Consider the following 20,770-nt stretch of genomic DNA (forward strand, 5'->3'; position numbering starts at 1 on the left):
TAGCCGAACCGGCAGCAACCCCTGCCCGAGAAGTACACCAACACGACGGAACATCAACACAACGACAGGAGACGACGTGGGGACCGTAACGATCGGTGTGTCGATCGCGGTCCCGGAGCCACACGGCAGCCTGCTCCAGGAGCGGCGCGCGGGCTTCGGCGACCCCGCGGCTTCCGGCATCCCCACGCACGTCACACTGCTGCCGCCGACCGAGGTCGACGACTCGGCGCTGCCTGCGATCGAGGCGCATCTCGTCGAGGTCGCAGCCGCTGGCCGGCCCTTCCTGATGCGCCTGTCGGGCACGGGAACCTTCCGTCCGCTGTCGCCCGTCGTGTTCGTGCAGGTCGTCGAGGGAGCCGAGGCCTGCACCTGGCTGCAGAAGCAGGTCAGGGACGCGTCCGGGCCGGTGGCGCGCGAGCTGCAGTTCCCGTACCACCCGCATGTGACGGTGGCGCACGGCATCGACGACGAGGCGATGGACCGGGCGTTCGAGGAGCTTGCGGAGTACGGGGCCGAGTGGCCGTGCACCGGCTTCGCGCTCTACGAGCAGGGGGCCGACGGCGTGTGGCGCAGGCTGCGTGACTACGTCTTCGGTGGCGCGGTCGTACCGCCGCAGGCCGCCCGCGCGGAGCGGGGCCCGCTCCCGGCCCGCTGAGCGGACAACCGCCGACCGGACCGCCCACGGACCGGGCAGGCGGGGATCGGACGAGCAGGGGGATCATGCGCAGGATCGTGACGGGGCTCGCCGTGCTGGGCCTCGCGCTGGCCGGATGCGGTACGGAGGCCGACGGCGACGACGGCAAGTCGAAGGCGGCACCCTCGTCGTCCTCACCGGCCGCCGGTGGGACGTCCGGGCCGAGCTGGACGTACGACGAGATCCTCGACGACGAGAGCAAGCTGTCGGACGTGATCGCGACGGCCGACGACGACGTCTGGGTCGCGGGCGCCGTCACGAACAGCGCGAATCCGTCGCGCGACGACGGTTTCCTGCTCCGCTACGACGGCACGCGCTGGCAGCGGCAGCCGATGCCGGCCGCGCTGGGCTCCACCGTCCACGAGGCCCGTTTCGACTCCCTGGGCCCGGACGGATTCCTGTTGACCGCCTCCCTGCCGACCTTGGCAGGGCCACGGACGGTCCGCTGGGACGGCACGCGCTGGACCGCGCTCCCGGAGCTGCCGGGCGGCGACGGCCGGCTCGTCGACATGAAGGCCTTCGCGGCCGACGACGTCTGGGCCCTGAGCGGCGAGTCGCGGATCCATCACTGGGACGGCACCCGGTGGAGCACCTCGACCCTGCCCGCGACCGTCGTCTCGCTCGACGGCGTCGCGGCCGACGACCTGTGGGCCGTCGGCTACCGCGAAACGGGTGACGGCAGTGACGGCGGAGAGTTCACGCAGCCCGCGGCCGTGCACTGGGACGGCTCCTCCTGGCAGCTGACGGAGACCCCCGCCTACCGCTTCCCCGAGCCGGTGCCGCCCGAGCCCGGCGCCTCGATCGACCACGTCCTCGCTCTCGCGGCCGACGACATCCGCGCGTACGGCATGCACAGCTTCAACCACGGCGAGGTCGAGGACGAACCCCAGGAGGAGGCCGTACGGCTGCGCTGGGACGGCTCCGACTGGGCCAAGGCGTCCGACGCCGCGGGGGACTGCGCCCGGCGCGTCCCCATGGCGGTCGACGGTACGCGTGGGCTCTTCCTGGACGGCAACCGGTACGTCGGCACGGATGGTGCCTGTACGAAGATCAAGCGGCCGCGGTTGCCCAGCGAGGGTGGGGTGCGGGCGGGTTCCCGGCAGTCGTTGTGGCTGTCGGCCGTGGAGGTTGTGCCGGGCACCGACGGGGTTCTCGGTGTGGGACACGTCCAGGTCAACCAGAGTGGCAATCCGATGAGCAAGTCCGTGATCGTGTCGCTCAAGCGGTAGCGCTCCGCGCGGGGCGGTACCCGGAGTGCGGCGCGGTGGGGGCTTGCCGCGACCGCGCGGCGGAGCCGCACAGCCCCGCGCCCCTTACGGGGCGCCCCGAACCCAGTCCCCTAGATCGGGAGCCGGCGGAACACCGCCCGCGGCACATGCCTCAGCGCCGACATGACCACCCGCAGCGCCCCCGGTACCCACACCGTCTCGGAGCGTCGGCGCAGGCCCGTCTCGATGGCTGTGGCGACCGCCTCGGGGGTCGTCGCGAGGGGGGCCTCCGGCAGGCCCGTCGTCATCCTGGTGCGGACGAAGCCGGGGCGTACGACCATCACGTGGACGCCCGTGCCGTGCAGGGCGTCGCCCAGGCCCTGGGCGAAGGCGTCGAGGCCCGCCTTGCTGGAGCCGTAGATGAAGTTGGCGCGGCGGGCGCGCTCGCCGGCCACCGAGGAGAGCACGACCAGCGAGCCGTGCCCCTGGGCCTGGAGGGCCCGCGCGCACACCAGTCCCGACGACACCGCGCCCGTGTAGTTGGTCTGCGCGACCCGGACCGCCGAGCCGGGCTCGTTCTCGTCGCGCGACTGGTCGCCCAGGACACCGAACGCGAGCAGTACGAGATCGACGTCGCCCTCGGCGAAGACCTTGCCGAGCGCGGTCTCGTGGGCGTCGGGGTCGAGCGCGTCGAACGCGACCGTACGGACGTCCGCGCCGAGCACGCGCAGGTCGGCGGCGGCCGTCTCCAGCGCGGGTGAGGGGCGGCCGGCGAGCCACACCGTGCGGGTCCGGCGGGCGATCAGCCGCCGCGCGGTGGCCAGCGCGATCTCGGACGTGCCGCCGAGGACGAGCATGGACTGGGGGGCACCGAAGGCGTCCTTCATGAAACCGAACTCCTATAGAGAGATTCAGAGAGAGTGGGAAAACCGAACTCACCGAGCGGCTCGCCTCAGAGGCCGAGGCGACGGGACAGGTCCGAGGTGAAGACGGAACGCGGGTCCAACTCCTCGCGCAGCGCCCGGAAGTCACCCAGGCGCGGATACATCGCCGAGAGCAGCTCGGGCCGCAGCCGGGAGTCCTTGGCGAGGTAGACACGCCCGGCTGCCGTGGTCACCTCCTCGTCCAGCTCGTCCAGGAAGCCGTCGAGCCCCGGCAGGTTCGCGGGGATGTCCAGGGCGAGGGTCCAGCCGGGCATCGGGAAGGACAGCCAGCCCGGGTCGCCCTCCCCGAAGCGCTTCAGGACGGCGAGGAAGGAGGGGCAGCGGCGCTGCGAGATGCGGTGCACGATCCGGCGCAGGGCGTCCTCCTGGCCGTATCCGACGACGAACTGGTACTGCACGAAACCGCCGCGACCGTAGACGCGGTTCCAGTGCGGCACGCCGTCGAGCGGGTGGAAGAAGGTGGAGATCCGCTGCAGTTCACCGCTGCGCGCGCGGGGCGCCTTGCGGTACCAGAGCTCGTTGAAGAGGCCGACCGTCGTCCGGCCGAGCAGTCCCTCGGGCATCCAGGCGGGGGCGGCGGGAAGGCGGCCGGGACGGAACTCCAGGGGGGCTCTACGCGCGCGCGTGCGGTCCGCCAGTGCCTCCAGGGGAGCGTGATCGCCCCGGGTCAGCACCGAGCGCCCCATCGACGCGCCGCGCGCCAGCAGATCGATCCAGGCGACCGAGTAGCGGTAGCGGTGGTCGGTGGCCGTGAGGCGGGCCATCAAGTCGTCCAGGTCCGTGGCGCGTTCCGTGTCGACCGACATCAACGAGGTCGCGACGGGCTGCAGCCGGACGGTGGCCGTGAGGATGACACCGGTCAGGCCCATACCGCCCGCCGTGGCGTCGAAGAGGGGCGTGCCACGGCTCACCGTACGGATCTCGCCGTCCGCGGTCAGCAGTTCGAAGGAGAGCACATGGCGGGCGAACGAGCCGGACACATGGTGGTTCTTGCCGTGGATGTCCGCGCCGATCGCCCCGCCGACCGTCACATAGCGCGTCCCGGGCGTCACCGGCACGAACCAGCCCAGTGGCAGCAGGACTTCCATGAGGCGGTGCAACGAGACGCCCGCGTCGCACAGCACGGTCCCGCCGTCGGCGTCGATCGCGTGGACGCGGTCCAGGCCCGTCATGTCGAACACGGCCCCGCCCGCGTTCTGCGCAGCGTCCCCGTACGCCCGCCCCAGGCCCCGTGGGATGCCCCCGCGGGCCCCGCACCCCCGGACGGCCGCCGCGGCCTCCTCGTACGAACGAGGGCGGATCAGAAGGGCGGTGGTGGGTGCGGTGCGGCCCCACCCCGTGACGGAAACCGTGTCGGCAGGCATGCACGCGACCGTATCGCCCGAAAGTGACCGTTAGTTCCCTAACATCCATGCTCTCCCCGAAATGGGTGATTAATGGGATGTCGCTCAATATTGCCGGAGTTCCAGCCGTGTTGACGTGAACAGTGAGTCCACATGGACCACCACGACGACGTGCCCGACCTGGACCACCGGATCCTCACGGCCATCCACGCCCACGGCGCCGCCCCGCGCGTCGCCGCCGCCGCGCGGGCCCTGTCCCTGGCCGGCGAGCACGGCGCGCTGTGGCTCGCGGCGGGCCTCGCCGGAGCTGCCGTCGACCGGGAGCGGCGCGGCGCCTGGCTGCGCGGCACGGCCCTGACCGCGGGCGCGCACCTGGCCAGCATGGGCGTGAAACGGCTCGTACGCCGCCCGCGCCCAGGACACGTCGAACCCCTGGTCCGCACCGCGGGCCGGCACTCGTTCCCCAGCTCGCACGCCACCTCCGCGGCGGCCGCGGCCGTGGCCTTCGGAGCGCTCGGTGCACACGCGGTGCCCCCGCTGGCCGCCGCGATGTGCCTCTCGCGGCTGGTCGTCGGCGTCCACTACCCCTCCGACGTGGCCGCGGGCGCGGCACTCGGCGCGATGACGGCCCGGCTCGGGGCCCGCTGGATGACCGGAGGCCGGGACCATGGCTGACACGGCCCTTCTGGAGAGCACGCGCAAGAAGCACGAGAAACAGCCCGCCCGGGAGAAAAGTGGCCTCCTAAGAGGGCTGATCAGGACCGCCCGGCCGAAACAGTGGGTCAAAAACGTCCTCGTGGTCGCCGCCCCGGCCGCGGCCGGGGAGCTCTTCTCACGCCACGCGCTCACCCAGATCGCGCTCGTCTTCGTGCTGTTCACGGCCTGCGCCGCCGGCGTCTACCTGGTCAACGACGCCCGGGACGCCGACGCCGACCGCGCCCACCCGGTCAAGCGCCACCGGCCGGTCGCCGCCGGACAGGTGCCCGTACCGGTCGCCTACTTCGTGGGGATCGCGCTCGCCGTCGTCGCCCCAACGGTGGCCGCGTTCCTTTGCTCCCCGCTCACCTCGGCCCTGCTGACCGCCTACCTGGGCATGCAGTTCGCGTACTGCATCAGCCTCAAGCACGTCCTCGTGATCGACCTCGTCGTGGTGACCACCGGGTTCCTGATGCGGGCCATGATCGGAGGCATCGCGCTCGGGATCCCGCTGTCGCGCTGGTTCCTGATCACGACCGGCTTCGGCGCGCTGTTCATGGTCTCCGCGAAGCGCTACTCCGAAGCCGTGCAGATGGCCGGGAAAGCGGGCGCCACGCGCGCGTTGCTCACCGAATACACCACCGGCTACCTGCGCTTCGTCTGGCAGCTCGCGGCCTCGGTCGCCGTCCTCGGCTACTGCCTGTGGGCTCTGGAGGAGGGCGGTGTACCCCACACCAGCGTCCTGCCCTGGCGGCAGCTGTCGATGGTCGCCTTCATCCTCGCGGTCCTGAGATACGCGGTGTTCGCCGACCGCGGCACCGCCGGCGAACCCGAGGACGTCGTCCTGCGCGACCGCGCACTCGCCCTCATCGGCGTGGTGTGGATCGCGATGTACGGCCTGGCGGTGGCCAACTGGTGAGCCACGCACAGCGGCTGAAGGCCCCCGGGCCCCAGCCTCACCCACGGCCGAGGTCGCGGGCCCGACGCCCCGGAGCCCAGGAACTGCTCGGCTTCGCCGCCGCCGGGCTCCTCGCGTACGCCACCGATCTCGCCTTCTTCGTCTGGCTGCGCGGCCCCGTCGGGCTGGACCCGCTCACCGCCAAGGCCCTGTCGTTCGTGGCGGGCTGCTCGGTCGCGTACGCGGGCAACGCGCTCGGCACCTACCGCCACACGACGACGGGAGGCCTGCGCCGGTACGCGGTCTTCTTCGCGGTGAACGTCGCCGGCGCCCTCGTCCAGCTGCTGTGCATCCTCATCAGCCACTACGGCCTCGGTTTCACCTCCCCGCGCGCGGACACGGTGTCGGGTTCGGGAATCGGCATGGCGTTCGCCACTGTCCTGCGGTTCTGGGGTACCCGAACATTGGTTTTCCGAGGCGAGGGCAGAGTCGGATCATGGACTGGCTGAAAAAGCTCCCCGGCGTGGGCCCGTTGGTCACACGTCTGATGGCCACGCACGCGTGGCGCTCGTACGAACGGCTGGACCGGGTGAAGTGGACGCGGCTCGCCGCCGCGATGACCTTCATCAGCTTCGTCGCGCTGTTCCCGCTGATCACCGTCGCCGCCGCGATCGCCGCCGCGACGCTCGACAAGGACGGGCAGGAGAAGCTGCAGGAGAAGATCGCCGAGCAGGTGCCGGGCATCTCCGACCAGCTCGACATCGGCGGCCTCGTCGACAACGCCGGCACGGTCGGACTCATCGCGGGCGCGCTGCTGCTGTTCACGGGCATCGGCTGGGTCGGTTCGATGCGCGAGTGCCTGCGCGCGGTCTGGGAGCTGCCGGACGAGGAGGAGAACCCCTTCCTGAGCAAGCTCAAGGACGGCGGCGTACTCGTCGGCCTCGGCGGCGCCGTGCTCGTCACGCTCGCCGCCTCCACCGTCGCGTCGAGCGCGGTGGGCTGGACGGCCCGGCTGTTCGGCATCGACGAGGACGGCTGGGGCGGGGTGCTGCTGCAGACCGCCGCGTTCGCCGTGGCCGTCCTCGCCGACTTCCTGCTGCTCCTGTACGTCCTGACGCTGCTGCCCGGGGTCCAGCCCGCGCGGCGTCGGCTCGTGGTCGCCGCGCTCATCGGCGCGGCCGGGTTCGAACTGCTGAAACTGCTGCTCAGCGGCTATATGCAGGGCGTCGCGTCGAAGAGCATGTACGGGGCGTTCGGGGTGCCCATCGCACTGCTCCTGTGGATCAACTTCACCTCGAAGCTGCTGTTGTACTGCGCTGCCTGGACGGCGACGCAGCACGAGGAGCCGGCCGGGTCCGAGGAGCCGGCCGAGCCCGACGAGTCCACCTCGGAGGGCGGACCGGCCGGGTCCGGCGGCTCCACCGGGTCCGGCACGGTCGCCGGCTCCGGCGGTTCCGCCGGTATCGGTGGATCCACCGGCATCGGCAAGTCCGCCGGCATCGGCAAGTCCGCCGGTGTCAGCGGCGGCGGCGCATCAGGTCGGGCAGCGGCCAGCGGCGGTTGATCACGAAGACACCGGCCGCGAGGAGCACGAGGACGCCGCCCGTGATCGCCAGCGCGATGCCCACACCGCTCGAACCCTCCGTCTCCGCCGAGGCCGCGACGGGCTTCGAGGAGGCCTCGCCGTCGCCCGAACCGCCCGCCTCGCCGGAGGCGTTCGCGCCCGGCTGCGCGTCCGTGTCCGCGCTCTTCGGCGGCACCAGTTCGCCCACCGGGTCGACCTTGCCGGACGCCTGGAAGCCCCAGTCGAGGAGCTTCGCGGTCTCCTTGTAGACCTGGTCGTGCTCCTCCTTCTCGGGGTTCATGACCGTGACGAGCAGCACCTTGCCGTCGCGCTCGGCGACACCCGTGAAGGTCGAACCGGCGTTCGTGGTGTTGCCGTTCTTCACACCTGCGATGCCTTTGTAGGCGTCGAGACCGTAGTCACCGGTGAGCAGCCGGTTGGTGTTCTGGATCTCGAAGGACTCGCGGGTCGTCTTGCCCTTCTTGTTCTTCTTGGTCTCGCCGGGGAACTTCGCGCGGACCGTCGAGCAGTACTCCCGGAAGTCCTTCTTCTGCAGGCCGGACCGGGCGAACAGGGTCAGGTCGTACGCAGACGACACCTGCCCCTTCTCGTCGTACCCGTCCGGGCTGACCACGGTCGTGTCGAGGGCCTGGAGCTCCTCCGCGTGCGCGTTCATGTCCTTGACGGTCTGGTCGACGCCCTTGTTCATCGCGGACAGGACGTGGACCGCGTCGTTGCCGGAGCGAAGGAAGACGCCGAGCCACAGGTCGTGGACCGTGTACGTCTCGTCCTCCTTTATGCCCACCATGCTGGAGCCCGAGCCGATGCCCGCAAGGTCGGAGGGCACGACCTTGTGCTTCTCCGTCTTCGGGAACTTCGGCAGCAGGGTGTCCGCGAACAGCATCTTCAGCGTGCTCGCCGGGGGCAGCCGCCAGTGCGCGTTGTGCGAGGCGAGGACATCGCCCGACTCGGCGTCCGCGACGATCCAGGAACGGGCGCTCAGGTCCTTCGGGAGGACCGGGGCGCCGGTGCCGAGGTTCGCCTGCGTGCCGGACCGGCCGAGCTGGGCGCCGCCCACGGTCGACATGTTCGCCGGGGGCGTGGCCGACGGGCTGGCCGACGACTTGCCGGACGGCGAGGTCGACGTCGACGGAGTCGCCGATGGTGTCGAGGAGGGCTTGTCGTCCGCGAGGGCCGGCGCGGTGGCGGTCGCGGTGAGCGCGAGCGAGAACGACAACAGGGTGGCGGAGGTGACCAGCAAGGAGGACTTGGCGGTCTTTTTCATGGCGGGCACGGTCGAGAACGTACAGGGCGAGGGGCGGGAAGTCGCGCGGCCCTGCCCACCGTGGCTCGTACCGCCGCGGTCGTTCCCGCTGTGGCCCTCCCCACCCCGGACGCCGGTGCCGTTCGACGGCGGCGATACTGAACCCATGAAGCTCAGCCGCCCCGTCTCCTGGTTCCTGCTCGCCTTCGGAGTGTGGAGCTGGGTCATCTGGATCACTTTCGTCAAGAACCTGTGGAAGGACGGGAGTGGGCTCGCGTTCGACGACGCGGGCGATCCGACCGGGTACTTCTGGGTGCACCTGACGCTCGCCGTTGTCTCCTTTGTCTTGGGGACGGTCGTCGGGGGCATCGGGTTGCGCGGTGTTCGAGCCTTGCGTCACACGTCATAACGGGGAGTCTCCGCGTGATCATCGTGTTCGTGGTCCTGGTCCTGGCCGTGTTCGGCGGACTGCACTGGTACGTGTGGCGTCGGATGGTGCGCGACACGACGGCGCGTCCGGGAGTCGCCCGTCGGGTGGGCACTGCCCTGGTCGTCGGCGGACCACTGCTCATGTTCGCGGCGATCGCGTCCGAGCGGGGCGGGGCACCCTTCTGGCTGCAGCAGGTGCTGGCCTGGCCGGGGTTCCTGTGGATGGCCTTCTCGCTCTATCTCCTGCTGGCGTTGCTGGTGGGGGAGGTCGTGCGGCCGTTGCTCCGGCGGGTGCTGGAGCGGCGTTCGACGCCCACGGTGGAGCCGGTGGGCGTACGCGAGGTCGCACCCGTACCCGCACGAGTTCCCGACCGGGAAGCCGAGTTCGCTTCCCGAGCCGAGCTCTCCTCTGAGCCCTCCTCCGGGGCCGAGGCCGAGGCCGGGCCTGATCGCGCCGAGAAGCCGGAGCCCGCGGCCACCGGCCCCTCGCGTCGCCTCTTCGTCTCGCGCGTTGTCGGTGGGGCCGCAGCCGCCGCGGCCGTGGGGACCGTCGGATACGGGACGTACGGCGTCCTGCGCGGGCCCAAGGTGAAGCGGGTGACCGTGCCCCTCGCCAAACTCCCCAGATCGGCTCACGGATACCGGATCGCCGTCGTCAGTGATGTGCACCTCGGGCCCGTACTGGGGCGTGGGTTCGCGCAGAAGGTGGTCGACACGATCAACTCGACGCAGCCCGACCTCATCGCGGTCGTGGGGGACCTCGTCGACGGCAGTGTGAAGGATCTCGGGCCCGCGGCCGCGCCCCTCGCCCAGTTGAAGGCACGGCACGGGTCGTTCTTCGTCACGGGCAATCACGAGTACTTCTCCGGGGCCGAGGAGTGGGTCGCGCGCGTACGGGAGTTGGGGCTCCGCCCGCTGGAGAACACCCGTACGGAACTGGCCGATTTCGATCTCGCCGGTGTCAACGACGTGGCCGGCGAGGACGAGGGACAGGGACCCGACTTCGTCAAGGCGCTCGGCGACCGGGACCGGTCGCGGGCATGTGTGTTGCTGGCACACCAGCCGGTGCAGATCCATGACGCCGTGGACCATGGCGTGGATCTTCAGCTCTCGGGGCACACGCACGGCGGCCAGCTGTGGCCCGGCAGCCTCATAGCGGATCAGGCCAATCCGACCCTCGCCGGTCTGGAGCGGTACGGGGACACGCAGTTGTACGTGTCGCGGGGCGCCGGTGCCTGGGGGCCGCCCACGCGGGTGGGCGCGCCGTCCGACATCACCGTCGTGGAGCTGGCTTCCCGGCAGGCCTGAGGCGCACGCGTCACGCCGGGGAGCGAGCTGTGAAAGCGGCCGGAAACCATCGCTTGGTCAGCTTTCTCCCAACACTCCCCATAAGCCTTCCCTCGCTCGAAACCCCTTTGATGTACTCGCTGATCCCCGCCGGCATCACCGGGCACACGGCCTCCTTCTTCGGCGCCTACCCGAAGCCCGATCCCGCGCGGGCGAAGTCACTGTTCGCAGCCGCAGGGGTGAAGGCGCCCGTGTGCTTCACCTACGGCTACGCGAAGGGGAGGGACGCGGCAGGCGCGGAGGCCGCCGAGCTCAAACGGCAGCTGGAGCGGAGCGGACTGTTCCGGGTGACGCTCAAGGGCTACGAGTGGACCGACTTCCAGAAGCGGTACGCGGACGGCGAGCTGGACGCGTACGCCGTCGGGTGGGTCGCCGACTTCCCCGACCCGGACAACTTCACCGCCCCGCTGGTCGGCACCGGTGTCTTCCGGCTGTGGAGCCTCGACCGGATCTGACGTGTTCGCGCGGGGTTGACGATTGCGTCAGTGACGCGATGGGCTCACCCCACGCAGCACCTTGTGACGAAGGTGTGCGTGGGGTGAGGAGCAAACGTGTTGAGACGCAACTCCTTCCGACTGCCCCGGCATCCGGCTTCGGTCGGGCTCGCCCGGCGCCGGGTGCGTGACCATCTGTCGAACTGGGGGCACAGCAAGGGGGAGCAGGCGTTCGAGGACGTCGTGCTGCTCGTCTCCGAGCTGGCGACGAACGCGGTGCGCCACGGGCCGCTGCTGGAGCGGGAGTTCGAGGTCGCGGTCACCGTACTCGCGGACGGTTCCTGTCTCATAGAGGTCTCCGACGAGAGCCCCGTCCAGCCCCGCCTGCGGGTGGTCGGGGAGTACGACGAGGAGTCCGGCCGGGGCCTGACGCTGGTGGAACACCTCACGACTGCCTGGGGAGTATGGAGCCGCGGAAGATACGGCAAGACGGTATGGGCGCTGGTCCCGGCGGCATAGCGCCTGTGTGGGGGACGAAGGGCAGGGCGCAGCCCTGTCCTTCAGGGGCGCGGGGACCTGCGCGACAAGCCCCCACCGGCCCGCACCTCGCAACACACCACACCCCCCCACGAAAATCACCCCGCACAAGCCTTCGCAGGCAACGTGACCGTCACCGCCAGCCCTTCCCCCGGCGCCGTCCGCACCTCGACCTCACCCCCATGGGCCACGGCCACACCCTGAACGATGGCCATGCCGAGCCCACTGCCCGCACCCCCACCCGCCCGGAAGAACCGGTCGAAGATGCGCGAGGCATCATCCTCGTCAAGGCCGGGCCCCTCGTCAGTGACACAGAGCCGGACGACCCCGTCGACCCGCTCAAGACCGAGGGTGACCGCGACATCCGCGGGCGTGTGCGTCCGTACGTTCGCCACGAGGTTGCCCAGGATCTGGCGCAGGCCCGACTCGTCGGCGTGTATCAGCAGGGCCCCGTCGGCGCCCACGGACACCGGCCGCTCGGGCTGCTGGGCCCGCAGATCCTCGGCCGCGTCACGCACGAGACGGCTCAGGTCGACGTTCTTGAAGCGCAGTTCGGGCTGCTGGTCGAGGCGGGCCAGGGTGAGCAACTCGTCGACCAGGCGGGCCATGCGGTCGGCCTCACCGGTCATCCGGTCCCAGGCACGCTTGCGTTCGCCCGGCTCGCGCAGCATGCCCTTGTCGTACAGCTGGAGGTAGCCGCGGATCGCCGACAGCGGTGTGCGCAGTTCGTGGGAGGCGTCCGCGACGAAGCGGCGCAGCTGCGTGGCGCTCCGCTCGCGGGTGCGGTACGCCGACTCGACCTGGTGGAGCATCGAGTTGAGGGCGAGCCGCAGCTGCTCGACCTCCTGGGTCGGGTGATGGCTGGAGGGCACGCGCCGGGCCAGATCCCCCTCGGCGATCGCCGACGATGTCTCGACCATGTCCTCCAGGGGCCGCAGCCGGCGGCTCACGCTGAGCATGGTCAGTATGGCGAGGAGCGCCAACAGCAGGGCACCGAAGGTCAGGTCGAGCTTGAGGGCCTTGGCCATGCCCTTGTGCAGGGCGTCCGTCGAGGTGGCCAGCAGGATGGTCGTGCCGTCCGTGAGGGAGACGCCTATGACCCGGAACGGGGTGCCGTCCACGCTCACGTCCCGCGGCTCGGTGTCGCCGGTGAGGGACCGGGGGTCGTCCACGGCCGCGGCCAGCGCCCGCTGGTTGTCCGTCGGTTCGAAGTCGCCGATCGTGAGGGTGTGTCCCGTCCTGTCGACCATGACGAAGAGGGAGTCCGAGTTCGGCGGTCCCTGCGATTCCGGGATCTTCCCGTCGCGGACGAAGGCCAGCGCGCTCATCGAGTCGATCTGCCGCGCCGTGAGCTGAGTACTCCCCAGTGAGTCCCGGGTCTTGAGCAGCTCCGAGTCGACCTGGTCCAGCAGGTAGTACCGCATGCCCATCAGGCTGACCGCCGTCGCCACGATGATGCCGAGCGCCAGCAGCGCCACGTTGGCCAGCGTCAGCTTGCCGCGCAGCGAGTGGATGCCACGGCTGTGGTGGTGGCGGAAGATCATGCGAGCCCGTATCCGACGCCCCGGCGTGTCGTGATCACCGGGGCGCCGAGGGCGTCGAGTTTGCGCCGCAGATAGCTGATGTACGTCTCGACGACGGTCGACTCGGCCGAGTGCTCGTACTGCCAGACGTGGCGCAGGAGCTGCTCCTTGGGGACGATCCGGCCGCCGTTGCGCACGAGGAAGCGCAGGAGCGCGTACTCCGTGGGCGTGAGCTCGACCGAGCGGCCGGCGCGGTGCACCGAGTACGTCGTCTCGTCCAGCTCCAGGTCTCCGTAGCGCAGGGGTGGGCGCTCGGGGAGGACGTCGGCCGGGCGGGTGCGGCGCAGGACCGCGGTGATGCGGGCGATCACCTCGTCGATGTTGAACGGCTTGGTGATGTAGTCGTCGCCGAAGGCCAGCGCGCCGACGATCTCGGCAGGCGCGTCCCGCGCGGTCAGGAACACCAGGGCCAGGTCGGGCTGTTTCGCGCGCAGTTCGCGGCCCAGTGCCCGGCCGTCGCCGTCCGGGAGCATCACGTCGAGGAGCGCGGCGTCCGGGCGGGTGCGCTCGGCCAGCGTCAGTGCCTGGCGCACGGTCCCCGCCGTCATCACCTCGAAGCGGTGGTAGCGCAGAGCGATGGCCAGGACGTCCGCGATGCTCGGTTCGTCCTCGACGACCAGGACGGTCGCCCCCTCGTGAGCGGTCATGTCCCCAGTATCGGCGCGGGCACTGACAACGGGGCCGGGTCGTGCTTTGGAGTTCCTTGTGAGTCATGGCCGAGTCGTGTCCACGGATGCGCGCCACCCCGATGCTGAGCCGCAGGACCTGGGGGACCGACCGACGACCGACTAAGGAGCGTTGAGGCGTGACGACATTGGCACGGTGGTGCTATCGGCACCGGCTGGTGGTCCTGTTGTTGTGGGTGGGGGCGTTGTTGGGGCTGGGCTTCGCGGGATCCGCCGCGGGCACGAACTACGCGGACACCTTCACCCTTCCGAACACGGACTCCACGCGCGCGTACGACCTGATGGAGAAGGCCTTCCCGGAGAGGTCGGGCGACACCGACACGGTGGTGTGGAAGGTCGACGACGGATCCGTACGGGACGCCTCCGTACGCTCCCGGATCGAGCCCGCCCTGGAGGAGATCGGGCGCATGAAGGGCGTCGGCGACGTCAGCAGCCCGTACGCCCCCCAGGGGGCCACCCAGATCAGCGAGAGCGGGCGGATCGCCTACGCCCAGGTGACCTTCACCGAGCAGGCGAACGGCGTCCCCAAGGAGCTGGTCCAGGACGTCGTCGACACGGCGCAGGACGCCGAACGCGCCGGCCTCCAGGTGGAGCTGGGCGGCCAGGCGATCACCCGGATCCAGGAACCGCCCACCGGTATCGCCGAGATGGTCGGCATCATGGCCGCGGCGGTCGTCCTCTTCCTCGCCTTCGGCTCGCTCTTCGCGATGCTGCTGCCGCTCGTCGTCGCGATCGCGGCCCTCGGCACCGGCCTGATGGCGACCTCACTGCTCAGCCATGTCACCGACGTACCCGAAGTGGCCCCGCTGCTCGGCTCGTTGATCGGTCTCGGCGTGGGCATCGACTACGCGCTGTTCATCGTGACGCGGCACCGCCGGGGCATCCTGCGCGGCATGAAGCCCGAGGAGTCCGCCGTCACGGCCCTCAACACCTCGGGCCGCGCCGTGCTGTTCGCGGGCGGCACGGTGTGCATCGCGCTCGCCGGAATGCTCGTGATGAACATGCGCTTCCTGGACGGCGTGGTCGTCGCGACCTCGCTGACCGTCGTGCTCAGCGTCCTCGCCGCGACCACCCTGCTGCCCGCGCTCCTCGGCCTGCTCGGCATGCGCGTCCTCAGCCGCAAGCAGCGCCGCAGGCTCGCCGAGACGGGACCGGAGCCGGCCGAGGCGAGCGGCCTCGCGGCACGCTGGTCCTCGTACGTGCAGAAGCGGCCGCGCTCGATCGCCGCCGGGGCACTGGTCGTGATGGTGATCCTCGCGCTGCCCGTCCTGTCGATCCGGCTCGGCGCCACCGACCAGGGCAACCACAAGGACTCGACGACGACACGCCAGGCCTACGACCTGCTTGCCGAGGGATTCGGGCCCGGCTTCAACGGCCCGCTCCAGGTGGTCGTGGACGGCGGCGACACGGACGCGCTCGTGTCGACGATCCGCTCGACCGAGGGCGTCGCCCAGGTCGCCGCCGCGCCGCCCTCCCAGGGCGTCACCGTGATCCAGGTCGTGCCCACCACGTCACCGCAGTCCGAGAAGACGGACCAGCTGATCGACCGGCTGCGGGACGACGTGATCCCGGAGTCCGGAACCGAGGCCCACGTGGGCGGAGTGACCGCCGTCTTCAAGGACTTCGCGGCCGTCACGGGGGACCGGCTGCCGTACTTCGTCGCGGCGATCATCACGCTCGGCTTCCTGCTGCTGATGGTGGCCTTCCGCTCCCTGGTGGTGCCGCTGACGGCAGCCCTGATGAACCTGATCGCGGCGGCCGCGTCCTTCGGAGTGCTCGTCGCGATCTTCCAGTGGGGCTGGGGCACGGAACTGCTCGGCATCGGCAAGGAGGGGCCGATCACCGCCTTCCTGCCGGTCATCATGCTGTCGCTGCTCTTCGGGCTCTCGATGGACTACCAGGTGTTCCTGGTGAGCCGCATGCACGAGGAATGGGTGCACACCAAGGACAACGCGCGGGCGGTCCGGGTCGGCCTCGCCGAGACCAGCCGGGTCATCAACTGCGCGGCCCTGATCATGATCTGCGTCTTCTCCGCGTTCGTCCTCAGCGGAGACATGGAGGGCGCGATGGCCGGCATCGGGCTCGCGGCGGCGGTCGCACTGGACGCGTTCATCCTGCGTACGGCGCTGGTGCCGGCCGCGATGCACCTCCTGGGGAACTCCAACTGGTGGCTGCCCGCCGGTCTGGAGAAGCGGCTGCCGCATCTGGCGGTCGAGCCCCGCGATGAGGAGGTATCCGAGCCTCACGCGCGCGTGCCCGACGACGCCGACGGAGGTTCGACCGTGATCCACGGTTTCGTCCGCACCCCGGACGGCGCACCCGTCGAGGGCGCCGCGCTGACCCTGCTCTCCAAGGGCGGCCGTCAGCTCGACCGGGTGACGTCGCTGGCCGACGGCTCGTACATCGTCTCGGTGCCCTCCGCGGGCTCGTACCTGCTGGCCGTGACGGCCGCCGAGCACCCCTCCCGCGCCCGGCACGTGATGGTCGGCGCCGAACCGCTGGTGTACGACGTGGAACTGGCGGAGGACGAGGTGGACGCCGTGAACTGACCGCGCGGGGGCGCTATTTCGCGGACTTCTTGGCGGGGTCGGGCAGTGCGTTCGTCATCCCCGGCAGGAAGTCCGTGAACAGCCCGTGCACCTCGCGGACCAGGGGCCGCAGCACCCGGAAGCGGGCCAGTGAGACGCCGAGCGAGGTGAGCCGGGCACCTCGTTCGGCGAGGCGGTAACTGCGCTCGCGACCCTCCGTGCGGTCGAAGACCCAGTACAGGACGAGACCCATCTGGGAGAGCCACAGCAACTCGGGGAGCACCTCCCGCAGTTCCTCGGGGATCTTCGCCTTGGAGCCCGCCAGCACCTCGCGGCAGACCGCGATGGCCTCCACGCGCGCGTGCTCCGACTCGGCGGAGAACGGGCTGAGCGGGCTGTCCGGATCGGCGGCGTTCTTGAAGAACTGCACCGCGAACTCGTGGTACGGCGTCGCCACGTCCAGCCACGCCTTCAGCACCCCGGCGATCCGCGCCTCCAGGTCCATCTCCTGGTCCAGGACTTCGCGGACCGCCACCCTGTGCTCGGCGGCGAGCCGGTCGTAGAACCCCTGGATCAGGTGCTCCTTGCCGGCGAAGTAGTAGTAGGCGTTGCCTACGGAGACCCCTGCCTCCTTGGCGATGGCCCGCATCGTCGTCTTCTCGTAGCCCCGCTCCTGGAACAGGCGCATCGCCGTCTCCAGGATCAGGGCCCGGGTCTGCTCGCTCTTGGCCGGCGTACGGGACGGCCGGGCGGGGCCCTCCGGCTCCGCGGGGCCGTCCGGACGACTGGCGCTGTCTTTCGCTGCTGGCACGGGACAGAGCCTAACGAGGCGCGCAGGCGTCGCTGTCGCAGGCGGGTGCGTTGTAGGTCCAGCCCGTGGCCGGGGAGTACTCCCATCCGTTGGCCCCGTAGTACGCACCCTTGCCCCAGGCACCGTGCCTGCGCGCCCACTGGCCCTCGCGCCACTTGGCGGCGGCGAGGACCGCGCCGCGCGCGAGCCGTGCCCCGGCCGGGGTGCTGAACCGGTGGGCCGTCGGGCGGTGCTCGGCCAGCGCCCACAGGGTGACGATCCAGGCGGCGGTGCCCCGGTAGACCTGGCCCGAATCGCCGATCACGGTGATCTCGTCGAGCGTCGCCGCGTGGTCGAGCCCCGGGAAGCGCAGCATGGCGGCCTCCGAGCCGGCGGGCACCAGCTCAAGGGGCACCAACTGGCGCTGCCGTACGAGCCAGTCGCGGACATAGGCGCAGAGCGAGCACTGCGCGTCGTACAGGACGGTGAGCCCGAGGACCGGGACGCGCGCGGCGTCCCGGTCCGTGGTGGCGGCGGTGGCCATCGCGGTCACGCCCCGACCGCCGGGGCGACCCAGTCCTGCGGCGGCACGGGCGGCTGCTGCTCGCGCTCCATGAGGCCCCGGCGCCGGATCTTGTTGAGGACATACACATTGCCCAGGTGCATGGCGCCGAGCACCAGGAGCACCACGCCGAGCTTCGTCGAGAGGGCCTCGAACACCCCGCGGGCGTCGGCGATCTCCTCGTCCTGGCTCAGATAGAGGGCCACGAAGCCCAGGTTCACCAGGTAGAAGCCCACCACCAGCAGGTGGTTGACGGCGTCCGCGAGCTTCTCGTTCCCGTGCAGCACATCTGCCAGAAAGATCCGCCCGTTCTGGCTGAGCGTCCGTGCCACCCAGATCGTCAGCGCCACGCTGACCAGCAGGTATATGACATAAGCGACGACCGTGAGGTCCATGTCCCCACCCCTTCCCGACTTCTTGAACGCGTTCAAAACGCGCTGTCGAGGAAGAATGTAGACCTGTTTTTGAACGTGTTCAAGTCAGTTGCGGGGCATGCGTGTGTGACGTGCGGCTCAGGCCGCGAGGGGGTGGAGGAGGGCCCTGGGGGCAGGGTGCCGGCGTACTGCCGTACTGGGGCGTGCTCGGTCGGTGTCGCGGCAGGTGCTCAGCCGGTGCGCGCCAGCTCCGGCCGCTTGCCGTAGTCCGTGAAGCCGATGACGTTGCCCCAGGGGTCGGCGATCTCGACGGTCCAGCCGGTGGCCACCGGGAAGGGCTCGTCCAGGGGCTGGATCCCGGCCGCGGTCAGCGCCCGCGCCGTCACCCGGGCGTCCCGCACCTCCAGCCACACGCGGCACGCCGGCCAGGACGGCGGCCGCTGTCCGAGCTCCTCGTCCACGCGCAGCAGCACGCCCGGAGTCTCGTTCCCGACCTTCAGCAGGGCGATCCCGGCCTCGTCCAGGCGGAAGGCCACCGGAAACCCGGCCCGCCCGTAGAAGCCCAGCGCCTCGTCGAGGTTCCCGACGGGCAGCAGCACGTTGTCGAAACCGAGCAGTTCGTACGACTCGTCATCTGACATACCGTCAGAATAGGTCGCCGTCCGCTCAGGGCGACGGAACCGGCTGCGGCGTCGCGCGCGTGGCGAGCAGCCGCAGCGCACTGTCCGTCGCGGAGCCGGTCTCCGCCGTGAACGTGACCAGGGTCTGGCCGGGATCGGAGGGCAGCGGCAGCGACTCGTAGTGCAGCCACAGCTCGCCCGCCACCGGGTGGGTGATGTGCTTCACGCCGTAGCACAGGCCCCGTACGTGCTGCTGGTCCCAGCAGCGGCGGAACTGCGCGCTGTGCTCCAGCAGGTCGGCGATCAGTGCGCCGAGGGCGGGGTCGCCGGGGTGCCGGCCCACGTCGGCGCGGAGCGTCGCCGCCATGTACTCGCCGCCCGCCTCCCACTCCGGATACAGCGACCTGGACTGCTCCTCGTCCAGGAAGTACAGCCGGGCCAGATTCCGCTCACGCGGCTCCAGCGCGGCGAAGTCGTAGGAGATCCGCCCGCCGAGCGTGTTCCAGGCCAGGACGTCCATGGCCGCGCTGCACACGTACGCGGGTACGTCCTCCATGGCGTCCATCAGCAGCCGGATGCCCTGCCGAACCTGCTGCGACCCCGTCGTCCCTGTCGCCCCCGTCGTCGGCGTCCTGCGTCCGGGAAGGGTGAGGTCCCGCAGATAGGCGTACTCGGAGTCGGTCAGCCGCAGCGCGCGGGCGACGGCGTCCAGGACGGAGTCCGAGATGTTGGGCGTACGGCCCTGCTCGATGCGCGTGTAGTAGTCCACGCTGATCCCCGCCAGCTGGGCGGCCTCCTCGCGCCGCAGGCCCGGTACCCGTCTGCGGTTGACCCCCGCCGGGAGCCCCAGCTCGGCCGGGTCGAGAGCGGCCCGGCGGGCCTTGAGGAACGCGCTGATGTCGGGTTCGGGACGCGTGACCATGCTCCGAGTATCGCCCAGCCGGGTCCATGGCCGCGGACCGCTTCTCCACCGCCGCTTCCTGGTACTGCCAGACCCAGGCTGGACCGGGCCTGGTCCGGATGTGCGGCGGGAGGGAGGGTCGAAAGGTATCCACACAGCCACGTGAAGCAAGCCCACAGCCATGTGAAGCCCACAGCCACGTGAAGCCCTAGGAGGCTGGACAACTCATGCAGCGCAGGATTCTGGGCGGCACCGGCATCTCGGTCAGCGAGTACGCGCTCGGCGCGATGATGTTCGGGGAGATCGGCAACCCCGACCACGACGATTCCGTACGGATCATCCACGCGGCCCTGGAAGCGGGCATCAACTTCGTGGACACCGCCGACATCTACAGCACCGGCGAGTCCGAGGAGATCGTCGGCAAGGCCCTCAAGGGGCGCCGCGAGGAGGTCGTCCTCGCCACCAAGTTCCGGCTCCCCATGGGCGACGAGCCCAACCTGGCGGGAGGCTCGCGCCGCTACATCGTGCGCGCGGTCGAGGACAGCCTGCGGCGTCTGGACACCGACTACATCGACCTCTACCAGATGCACCGCCCCGACCCGCTCACGGACATCGACGAGACCCTGTCCGCCCTGTCCGACCTCGTACGGTCCGGAAAGGTACGGGTCGTGGGCTCCTCCTCCTTCCCGGCCGACCAGATCGTGGAGGCCCAGTGGACGGCCGAGCGGCGCGGCCACGTCCGGTTCCGTACCGAGCAGCCGCCCTACTCGATCCTGGCCCGCGGGGCGGAGGGCAGCATCCTTCCGGCGGCCCAGCGCTACGGCATGGGCACGCTGACCTGGGGCCCGCTCAGCGCCGGCTGGCTCTCCGGCCGTGACCTCGCGGCCAGCGGGCGCGCCAAGCTGGAGGGCTTCAAGTTCGACCCGGCCCTGCCCGGCAACGCGGCCAAGCTCGCCGCGGTCGCCGACCTCAAGAAGGTCGCCGCCGACGCCGGTCTCCCGCTCCCGCACCTGGCCCTGGCCTTCGTACGCGCCCACCCGGGCGTCACCTCGGCCATCATCGGCCCGCGCACGATGGACCAGCTCACCGACCTGCTGGCGGGCGCCGACGTCACCCTCGACGACGCGATCCTGGACCGCATCGACGAGATCGTTCCGCCCGGCACGGACCTGAACCGCGCCGACAACTACTTCGTCGAGCAGCCGGCGTTGACGGACCCGTCGCTGCGCCGCCGCACGTAGCGCGGACGGTACGGCCCACAGCGGACGGTACGGTCCGCAGTGTGCGGCGGGGCCCTGAAACCGGGGCCCCGCCGCCAGCTTTCCCCCGCGGTGACTGATTGTCAGTGGTGCCTCGTACTGTCGACGG

Annotated in this window: 21 protein-coding genes and 1 pseudogene; 12 read left to right on the forward strand and 10 right to left on the reverse strand. The window is 70.7% G+C overall.

Features of this window, described 5'->3' with window-relative positions; translation table 11 throughout:
• The first annotated feature begins 76 nt into the window (after positions 1–76).
• Together ACZ5VQ_RS04350 and ACZ5VQ_RS04355 are read left to right on the forward strand one after the other, a co-directional pair.
• A complete protein-coding gene (locus ACZ5VQ_RS04350) occupies positions 77–655 on the forward strand; it encodes a 2'-5' RNA ligase family protein (protein ID WP_362072282.1) in 579 nt (192 codons plus the stop codon).
• A gap of 65 nt (positions 656–720) precedes the next feature.
• Positions 721–1,923, forward strand: coding sequence for a hypothetical protein (locus ACZ5VQ_RS04355; RefSeq protein ID WP_469103638.1), 1,203 nt, complete (start codon positions 721–723; stop codon positions 1,921–1,923).
• A gap of 110 nt (positions 1,924–2,033) precedes the next feature.
• Here ACZ5VQ_RS04355 and ACZ5VQ_RS04360 read toward each other — a convergent pair whose 3' ends face one another.
• Together ACZ5VQ_RS04360 and ACZ5VQ_RS04365 are read right to left on the reverse strand one after the other, a co-directional pair.
• On the reverse strand, positions 2,034–2,789 hold the full coding sequence (locus ACZ5VQ_RS04360; RefSeq protein ID WP_469103639.1) for a decaprenylphospho-beta-D-erythro-pentofuranosid-2-ulose 2-reductase: 756 nt from the start codon (positions 2,787–2,789) through the stop codon (positions 2,034–2,036).
• A gap of 65 nt (positions 2,790–2,854) precedes the next feature.
• A complete protein-coding gene (locus ACZ5VQ_RS04365; protein WP_469103640.1) occupies positions 2,855–4,210 on the reverse strand; it encodes an FAD-binding protein in 1,356 nt (451 codons plus the stop codon).
• Between the two features lie 132 nt (positions 4,211–4,342).
• Here ACZ5VQ_RS04365 and ACZ5VQ_RS04370 point away from each other — a divergent pair, with 132 nt between their 5' ends.
• Genes ACZ5VQ_RS04370 through ACZ5VQ_RS04385 form a run of 4 tightly spaced genes read left to right on the forward strand, consistent with a single transcriptional unit; the run spans position 4,343 to position 7,347 of the window.
• Positions 4,343–4,864, forward strand: a complete 522-nt coding sequence (locus ACZ5VQ_RS04370) for a phosphatase PAP2 family protein (RefSeq protein ID WP_362072274.1) — start codon at positions 4,343–4,345, stop codon at positions 4,862–4,864.
• On the forward strand, positions 4,857–5,804 hold the full coding sequence (locus tag ACZ5VQ_RS04375; protein ID WP_469103641.1) for a decaprenyl-phosphate phosphoribosyltransferase: 948 nt from the start codon (positions 4,857–4,859) through the stop codon (positions 5,802–5,804). Before ACZ5VQ_RS04370 ends, ACZ5VQ_RS04375 begins: the two co-directional genes overlap by 8 nt.
• 14 nt (positions 5,805–5,818) lie before the next feature.
• A complete protein-coding gene (locus ACZ5VQ_RS04380) occupies positions 5,819–6,292 on the forward strand; it encodes a GtrA family protein (protein ID WP_469104054.1) in 474 nt (157 codons plus the stop codon).
• Positions 6,280–7,347, forward strand: coding sequence for a YihY/virulence factor BrkB family protein (locus ACZ5VQ_RS04385; protein WP_469103642.1), 1,068 nt, complete (start codon positions 6,280–6,282; stop codon positions 7,345–7,347). The genes ACZ5VQ_RS04380 and ACZ5VQ_RS04385 overlap by 13 nt, the downstream gene beginning before the upstream one ends.
• Here ACZ5VQ_RS04385 and ACZ5VQ_RS04390 read toward each other — a convergent pair.
• Positions 7,301–8,641 carry a D-alanyl-D-alanine carboxypeptidase family protein gene (locus tag ACZ5VQ_RS04390; RefSeq protein ID WP_469103643.1) on the reverse strand — a complete coding sequence of 447 codons (1,341 nt, stop codon included), beginning with the start codon at positions 8,639–8,641 and terminating at the stop codon, positions 7,301–7,303. The two genes, ACZ5VQ_RS04385 and ACZ5VQ_RS04390, sit on opposite strands and share 47 nt — an antisense overlap.
• 136 nt (positions 8,642–8,777) lie before the next feature.
• Between ACZ5VQ_RS04390 and ACZ5VQ_RS04395 the strand changes: the two genes are divergently transcribed.
• The 4 genes and pseudogenes from ACZ5VQ_RS04395 to ACZ5VQ_RS04410 all read left to right on the forward strand — a co-directional run bounded on the left by ACZ5VQ_RS04395 (position 8,778) and on the right by ACZ5VQ_RS04410 (position 11,340).
• The gene (locus ACZ5VQ_RS04395) at positions 8,778–9,020 is read left to right on the forward strand and encodes an SCO4848 family membrane protein (RefSeq protein ID WP_055615755.1); all 243 of its coding nucleotides are present in this window, start codon (positions 8,778–8,780) and stop codon (positions 9,018–9,020) included.
• A gap of 14 nt (positions 9,021–9,034) precedes the next feature.
• Positions 9,035–10,348, forward strand: coding sequence for a metallophosphoesterase (locus ACZ5VQ_RS04400; protein WP_469103644.1), 1,314 nt, complete (start codon positions 9,035–9,037; stop codon positions 10,346–10,348).
• A gap of 110 nt (positions 10,349–10,458) precedes the next feature.
• Positions 10,459–10,806: pseudogene (locus ACZ5VQ_RS04405) on the forward strand (ABC transporter substrate-binding protein); the annotation flags it as partial.
• A gap of 132 nt (positions 10,807–10,938) precedes the next feature.
• Positions 10,939–11,340: an ATP-binding protein gene (locus tag ACZ5VQ_RS04410; protein ID WP_362072263.1), complete on the forward strand. Its 402-nt coding sequence runs from the start codon at positions 10,939–10,941 to the stop codon at positions 11,338–11,340.
• Between the two features lie 116 nt (positions 11,341–11,456).
• Here the strand turns inward: ACZ5VQ_RS04410 and ACZ5VQ_RS04415 are convergent, their stop codons facing one another.
• Together ACZ5VQ_RS04415 and ACZ5VQ_RS04420 are read right to left on the reverse strand one after the other, a co-directional pair.
• Positions 11,457–12,902, reverse strand: coding sequence for a sensor histidine kinase (locus tag ACZ5VQ_RS04415; protein ID WP_469103645.1), 1,446 nt, complete (start codon positions 12,900–12,902; stop codon positions 11,457–11,459).
• Positions 12,899–13,588 carry a response regulator transcription factor gene (locus tag ACZ5VQ_RS04420; RefSeq protein ID WP_189837259.1) on the reverse strand — a complete coding sequence of 230 codons (690 nt, stop codon included), beginning with the start codon at positions 13,586–13,588 and terminating at the stop codon, positions 12,899–12,901. Before ACZ5VQ_RS04420 ends, ACZ5VQ_RS04415 begins: the two co-directional genes overlap by 4 nt.
• A gap of 167 nt (positions 13,589–13,755) precedes the next feature.
• Here ACZ5VQ_RS04420 and ACZ5VQ_RS04425 point away from each other — a divergent pair, with 167 nt between their 5' ends.
• On the forward strand, positions 13,756–16,176 hold the full coding sequence (locus tag ACZ5VQ_RS04425; RefSeq protein ID WP_469104055.1) for an MMPL family transporter: 2,421 nt from the start codon (positions 13,756–13,758) through the stop codon (positions 16,174–16,176).
• A 13-nt stretch (positions 16,177–16,189) separates the two neighbouring features.
• On the opposite strand, the gene ACZ5VQ_RS04430 is transcribed toward ACZ5VQ_RS04425, so the two are convergent.
• From ACZ5VQ_RS04430 to ACZ5VQ_RS04450, 5 genes are all read right to left on the reverse strand, one after another.
• Positions 16,190–16,966 (reverse strand): TetR/AcrR family transcriptional regulator, encoded by a 777-nt coding sequence (locus tag ACZ5VQ_RS04430; RefSeq protein ID WP_469103646.1) that lies wholly within the window; start codon positions 16,964–16,966, stop codon positions 16,190–16,192.
• 10 nt (positions 16,967–16,976) lie between these two features.
• Positions 16,977–17,489 carry a thiol-disulfide oxidoreductase DCC family protein gene (locus ACZ5VQ_RS04435; protein WP_469104056.1) on the reverse strand — a complete coding sequence of 171 codons (513 nt, stop codon included), beginning with the start codon at positions 17,487–17,489 and terminating at the stop codon, positions 16,977–16,979.
• A 5-nt stretch (positions 17,490–17,494) separates the two neighbouring features.
• A complete protein-coding gene (locus ACZ5VQ_RS04440; RefSeq protein ID WP_200396267.1) occupies positions 17,495–17,902 on the reverse strand; it encodes a hypothetical protein in 408 nt (135 codons plus the stop codon).
• 209 nt (positions 17,903–18,111) lie between these two features.
• Entirely contained in the window at positions 18,112–18,522 is a 411-nt protein-coding gene (locus ACZ5VQ_RS04445) for a VOC family protein (RefSeq protein WP_269649010.1), read from the reverse strand.
• A 25-nt stretch (positions 18,523–18,547) separates the two neighbouring features.
• Complete coding sequence (locus tag ACZ5VQ_RS04450) at positions 18,548–19,423, reverse strand: helix-turn-helix transcriptional regulator (RefSeq protein WP_469103647.1); 876 nt, start codon at positions 19,421–19,423, stop codon at positions 18,548–18,550.
• A 206-nt stretch (positions 19,424–19,629) separates the two neighbouring features.
• On the opposite strand from ACZ5VQ_RS04450, the gene ACZ5VQ_RS04455 reads away from it, so the two are divergent.
• Entirely contained in the window at positions 19,630–20,643 is a 1,014-nt protein-coding gene (locus tag ACZ5VQ_RS04455; RefSeq protein ID WP_469103648.1) for an aldo/keto reductase, read from the forward strand.
• The last annotated feature ends 127 nt before the right edge of the window (positions 20,644–20,770 follow it).

It is taken from the genome of Streptomyces sp. NPDC033178 (assembly GCF_055577685.1).

Coding starts and splice junctions, on each gene's coding strand:
- ACZ5VQ_RS04435 (WP_469104056.1), bottom strand. CDS start 17,489: ATGGCCACCGCCGCCACCACGGACCGGGACGCCGCGCGCGTCCCGGTC.
- ACZ5VQ_RS04385 (WP_469103642.1), top strand. CDS start 6,280: ATGGACTGGCTGAAAAAGCTCCCCGGCGTGGGCCCGTTGGTCACACGT.
- ACZ5VQ_RS04445 (WP_269649010.1), bottom strand. CDS start 18,522: ATGTCAGATGACGAGTCGTACGAACTGCTCGGTTTCGACAACGTGCTG.
- ACZ5VQ_RS04375 (WP_469103641.1), top strand. CDS start 4,857: ATGGCTGACACGGCCCTTCTGGAGAGCACGCGCAAGAAGCACGAGAAA.
- ACZ5VQ_RS04355 (WP_469103638.1), top strand. CDS start 721: ATGCGCAGGATCGTGACGGGGCTCGCCGTGCTGGGCCTCGCGCTGGCC.
- ACZ5VQ_RS04395 (WP_055615755.1), top strand. CDS start 8,778: ATGAAGCTCAGCCGCCCCGTCTCCTGGTTCCTGCTCGCCTTCGGAGTG.
- ACZ5VQ_RS04415 (WP_469103645.1), bottom strand. CDS start 12,902: ATGATCTTCCGCCACCACCACAGCCGTGGCATCCACTCGCTGCGCGGC.
- ACZ5VQ_RS04440 (WP_200396267.1), bottom strand. CDS start 17,902: ATGGACCTCACGGTCGTCGCTTATGTCATATACCTGCTGGTCAGCGTG.
- ACZ5VQ_RS04370 (WP_362072274.1), top strand. CDS start 4,343: ATGGACCACCACGACGACGTGCCCGACCTGGACCACCGGATCCTCACG.
- ACZ5VQ_RS04420 (WP_189837259.1), bottom strand. CDS start 13,588: ATGACCGCTCACGAGGGGGCGACCGTCCTGGTCGTCGAGGACGAACCG.
- ACZ5VQ_RS04450 (WP_469103647.1), bottom strand. CDS start 19,423: ATGGTCACGCGTCCCGAACCCGACATCAGCGCGTTCCTCAAGGCCCGC.
- ACZ5VQ_RS04455 (WP_469103648.1), top strand. CDS start 19,630: ATGCAGCGCAGGATTCTGGGCGGCACCGGCATCTCGGTCAGCGAGTAC.
- ACZ5VQ_RS04365 (WP_469103640.1), bottom strand. CDS start 4,210: ATGCCTGCCGACACGGTTTCCGTCACGGGGTGGGGCCGCACCGCACCC.
- ACZ5VQ_RS04360 (WP_469103639.1), bottom strand. CDS start 2,789: ATGAAGGACGCCTTCGGTGCCCCCCAGTCCATGCTCGTCCTCGGCGGC.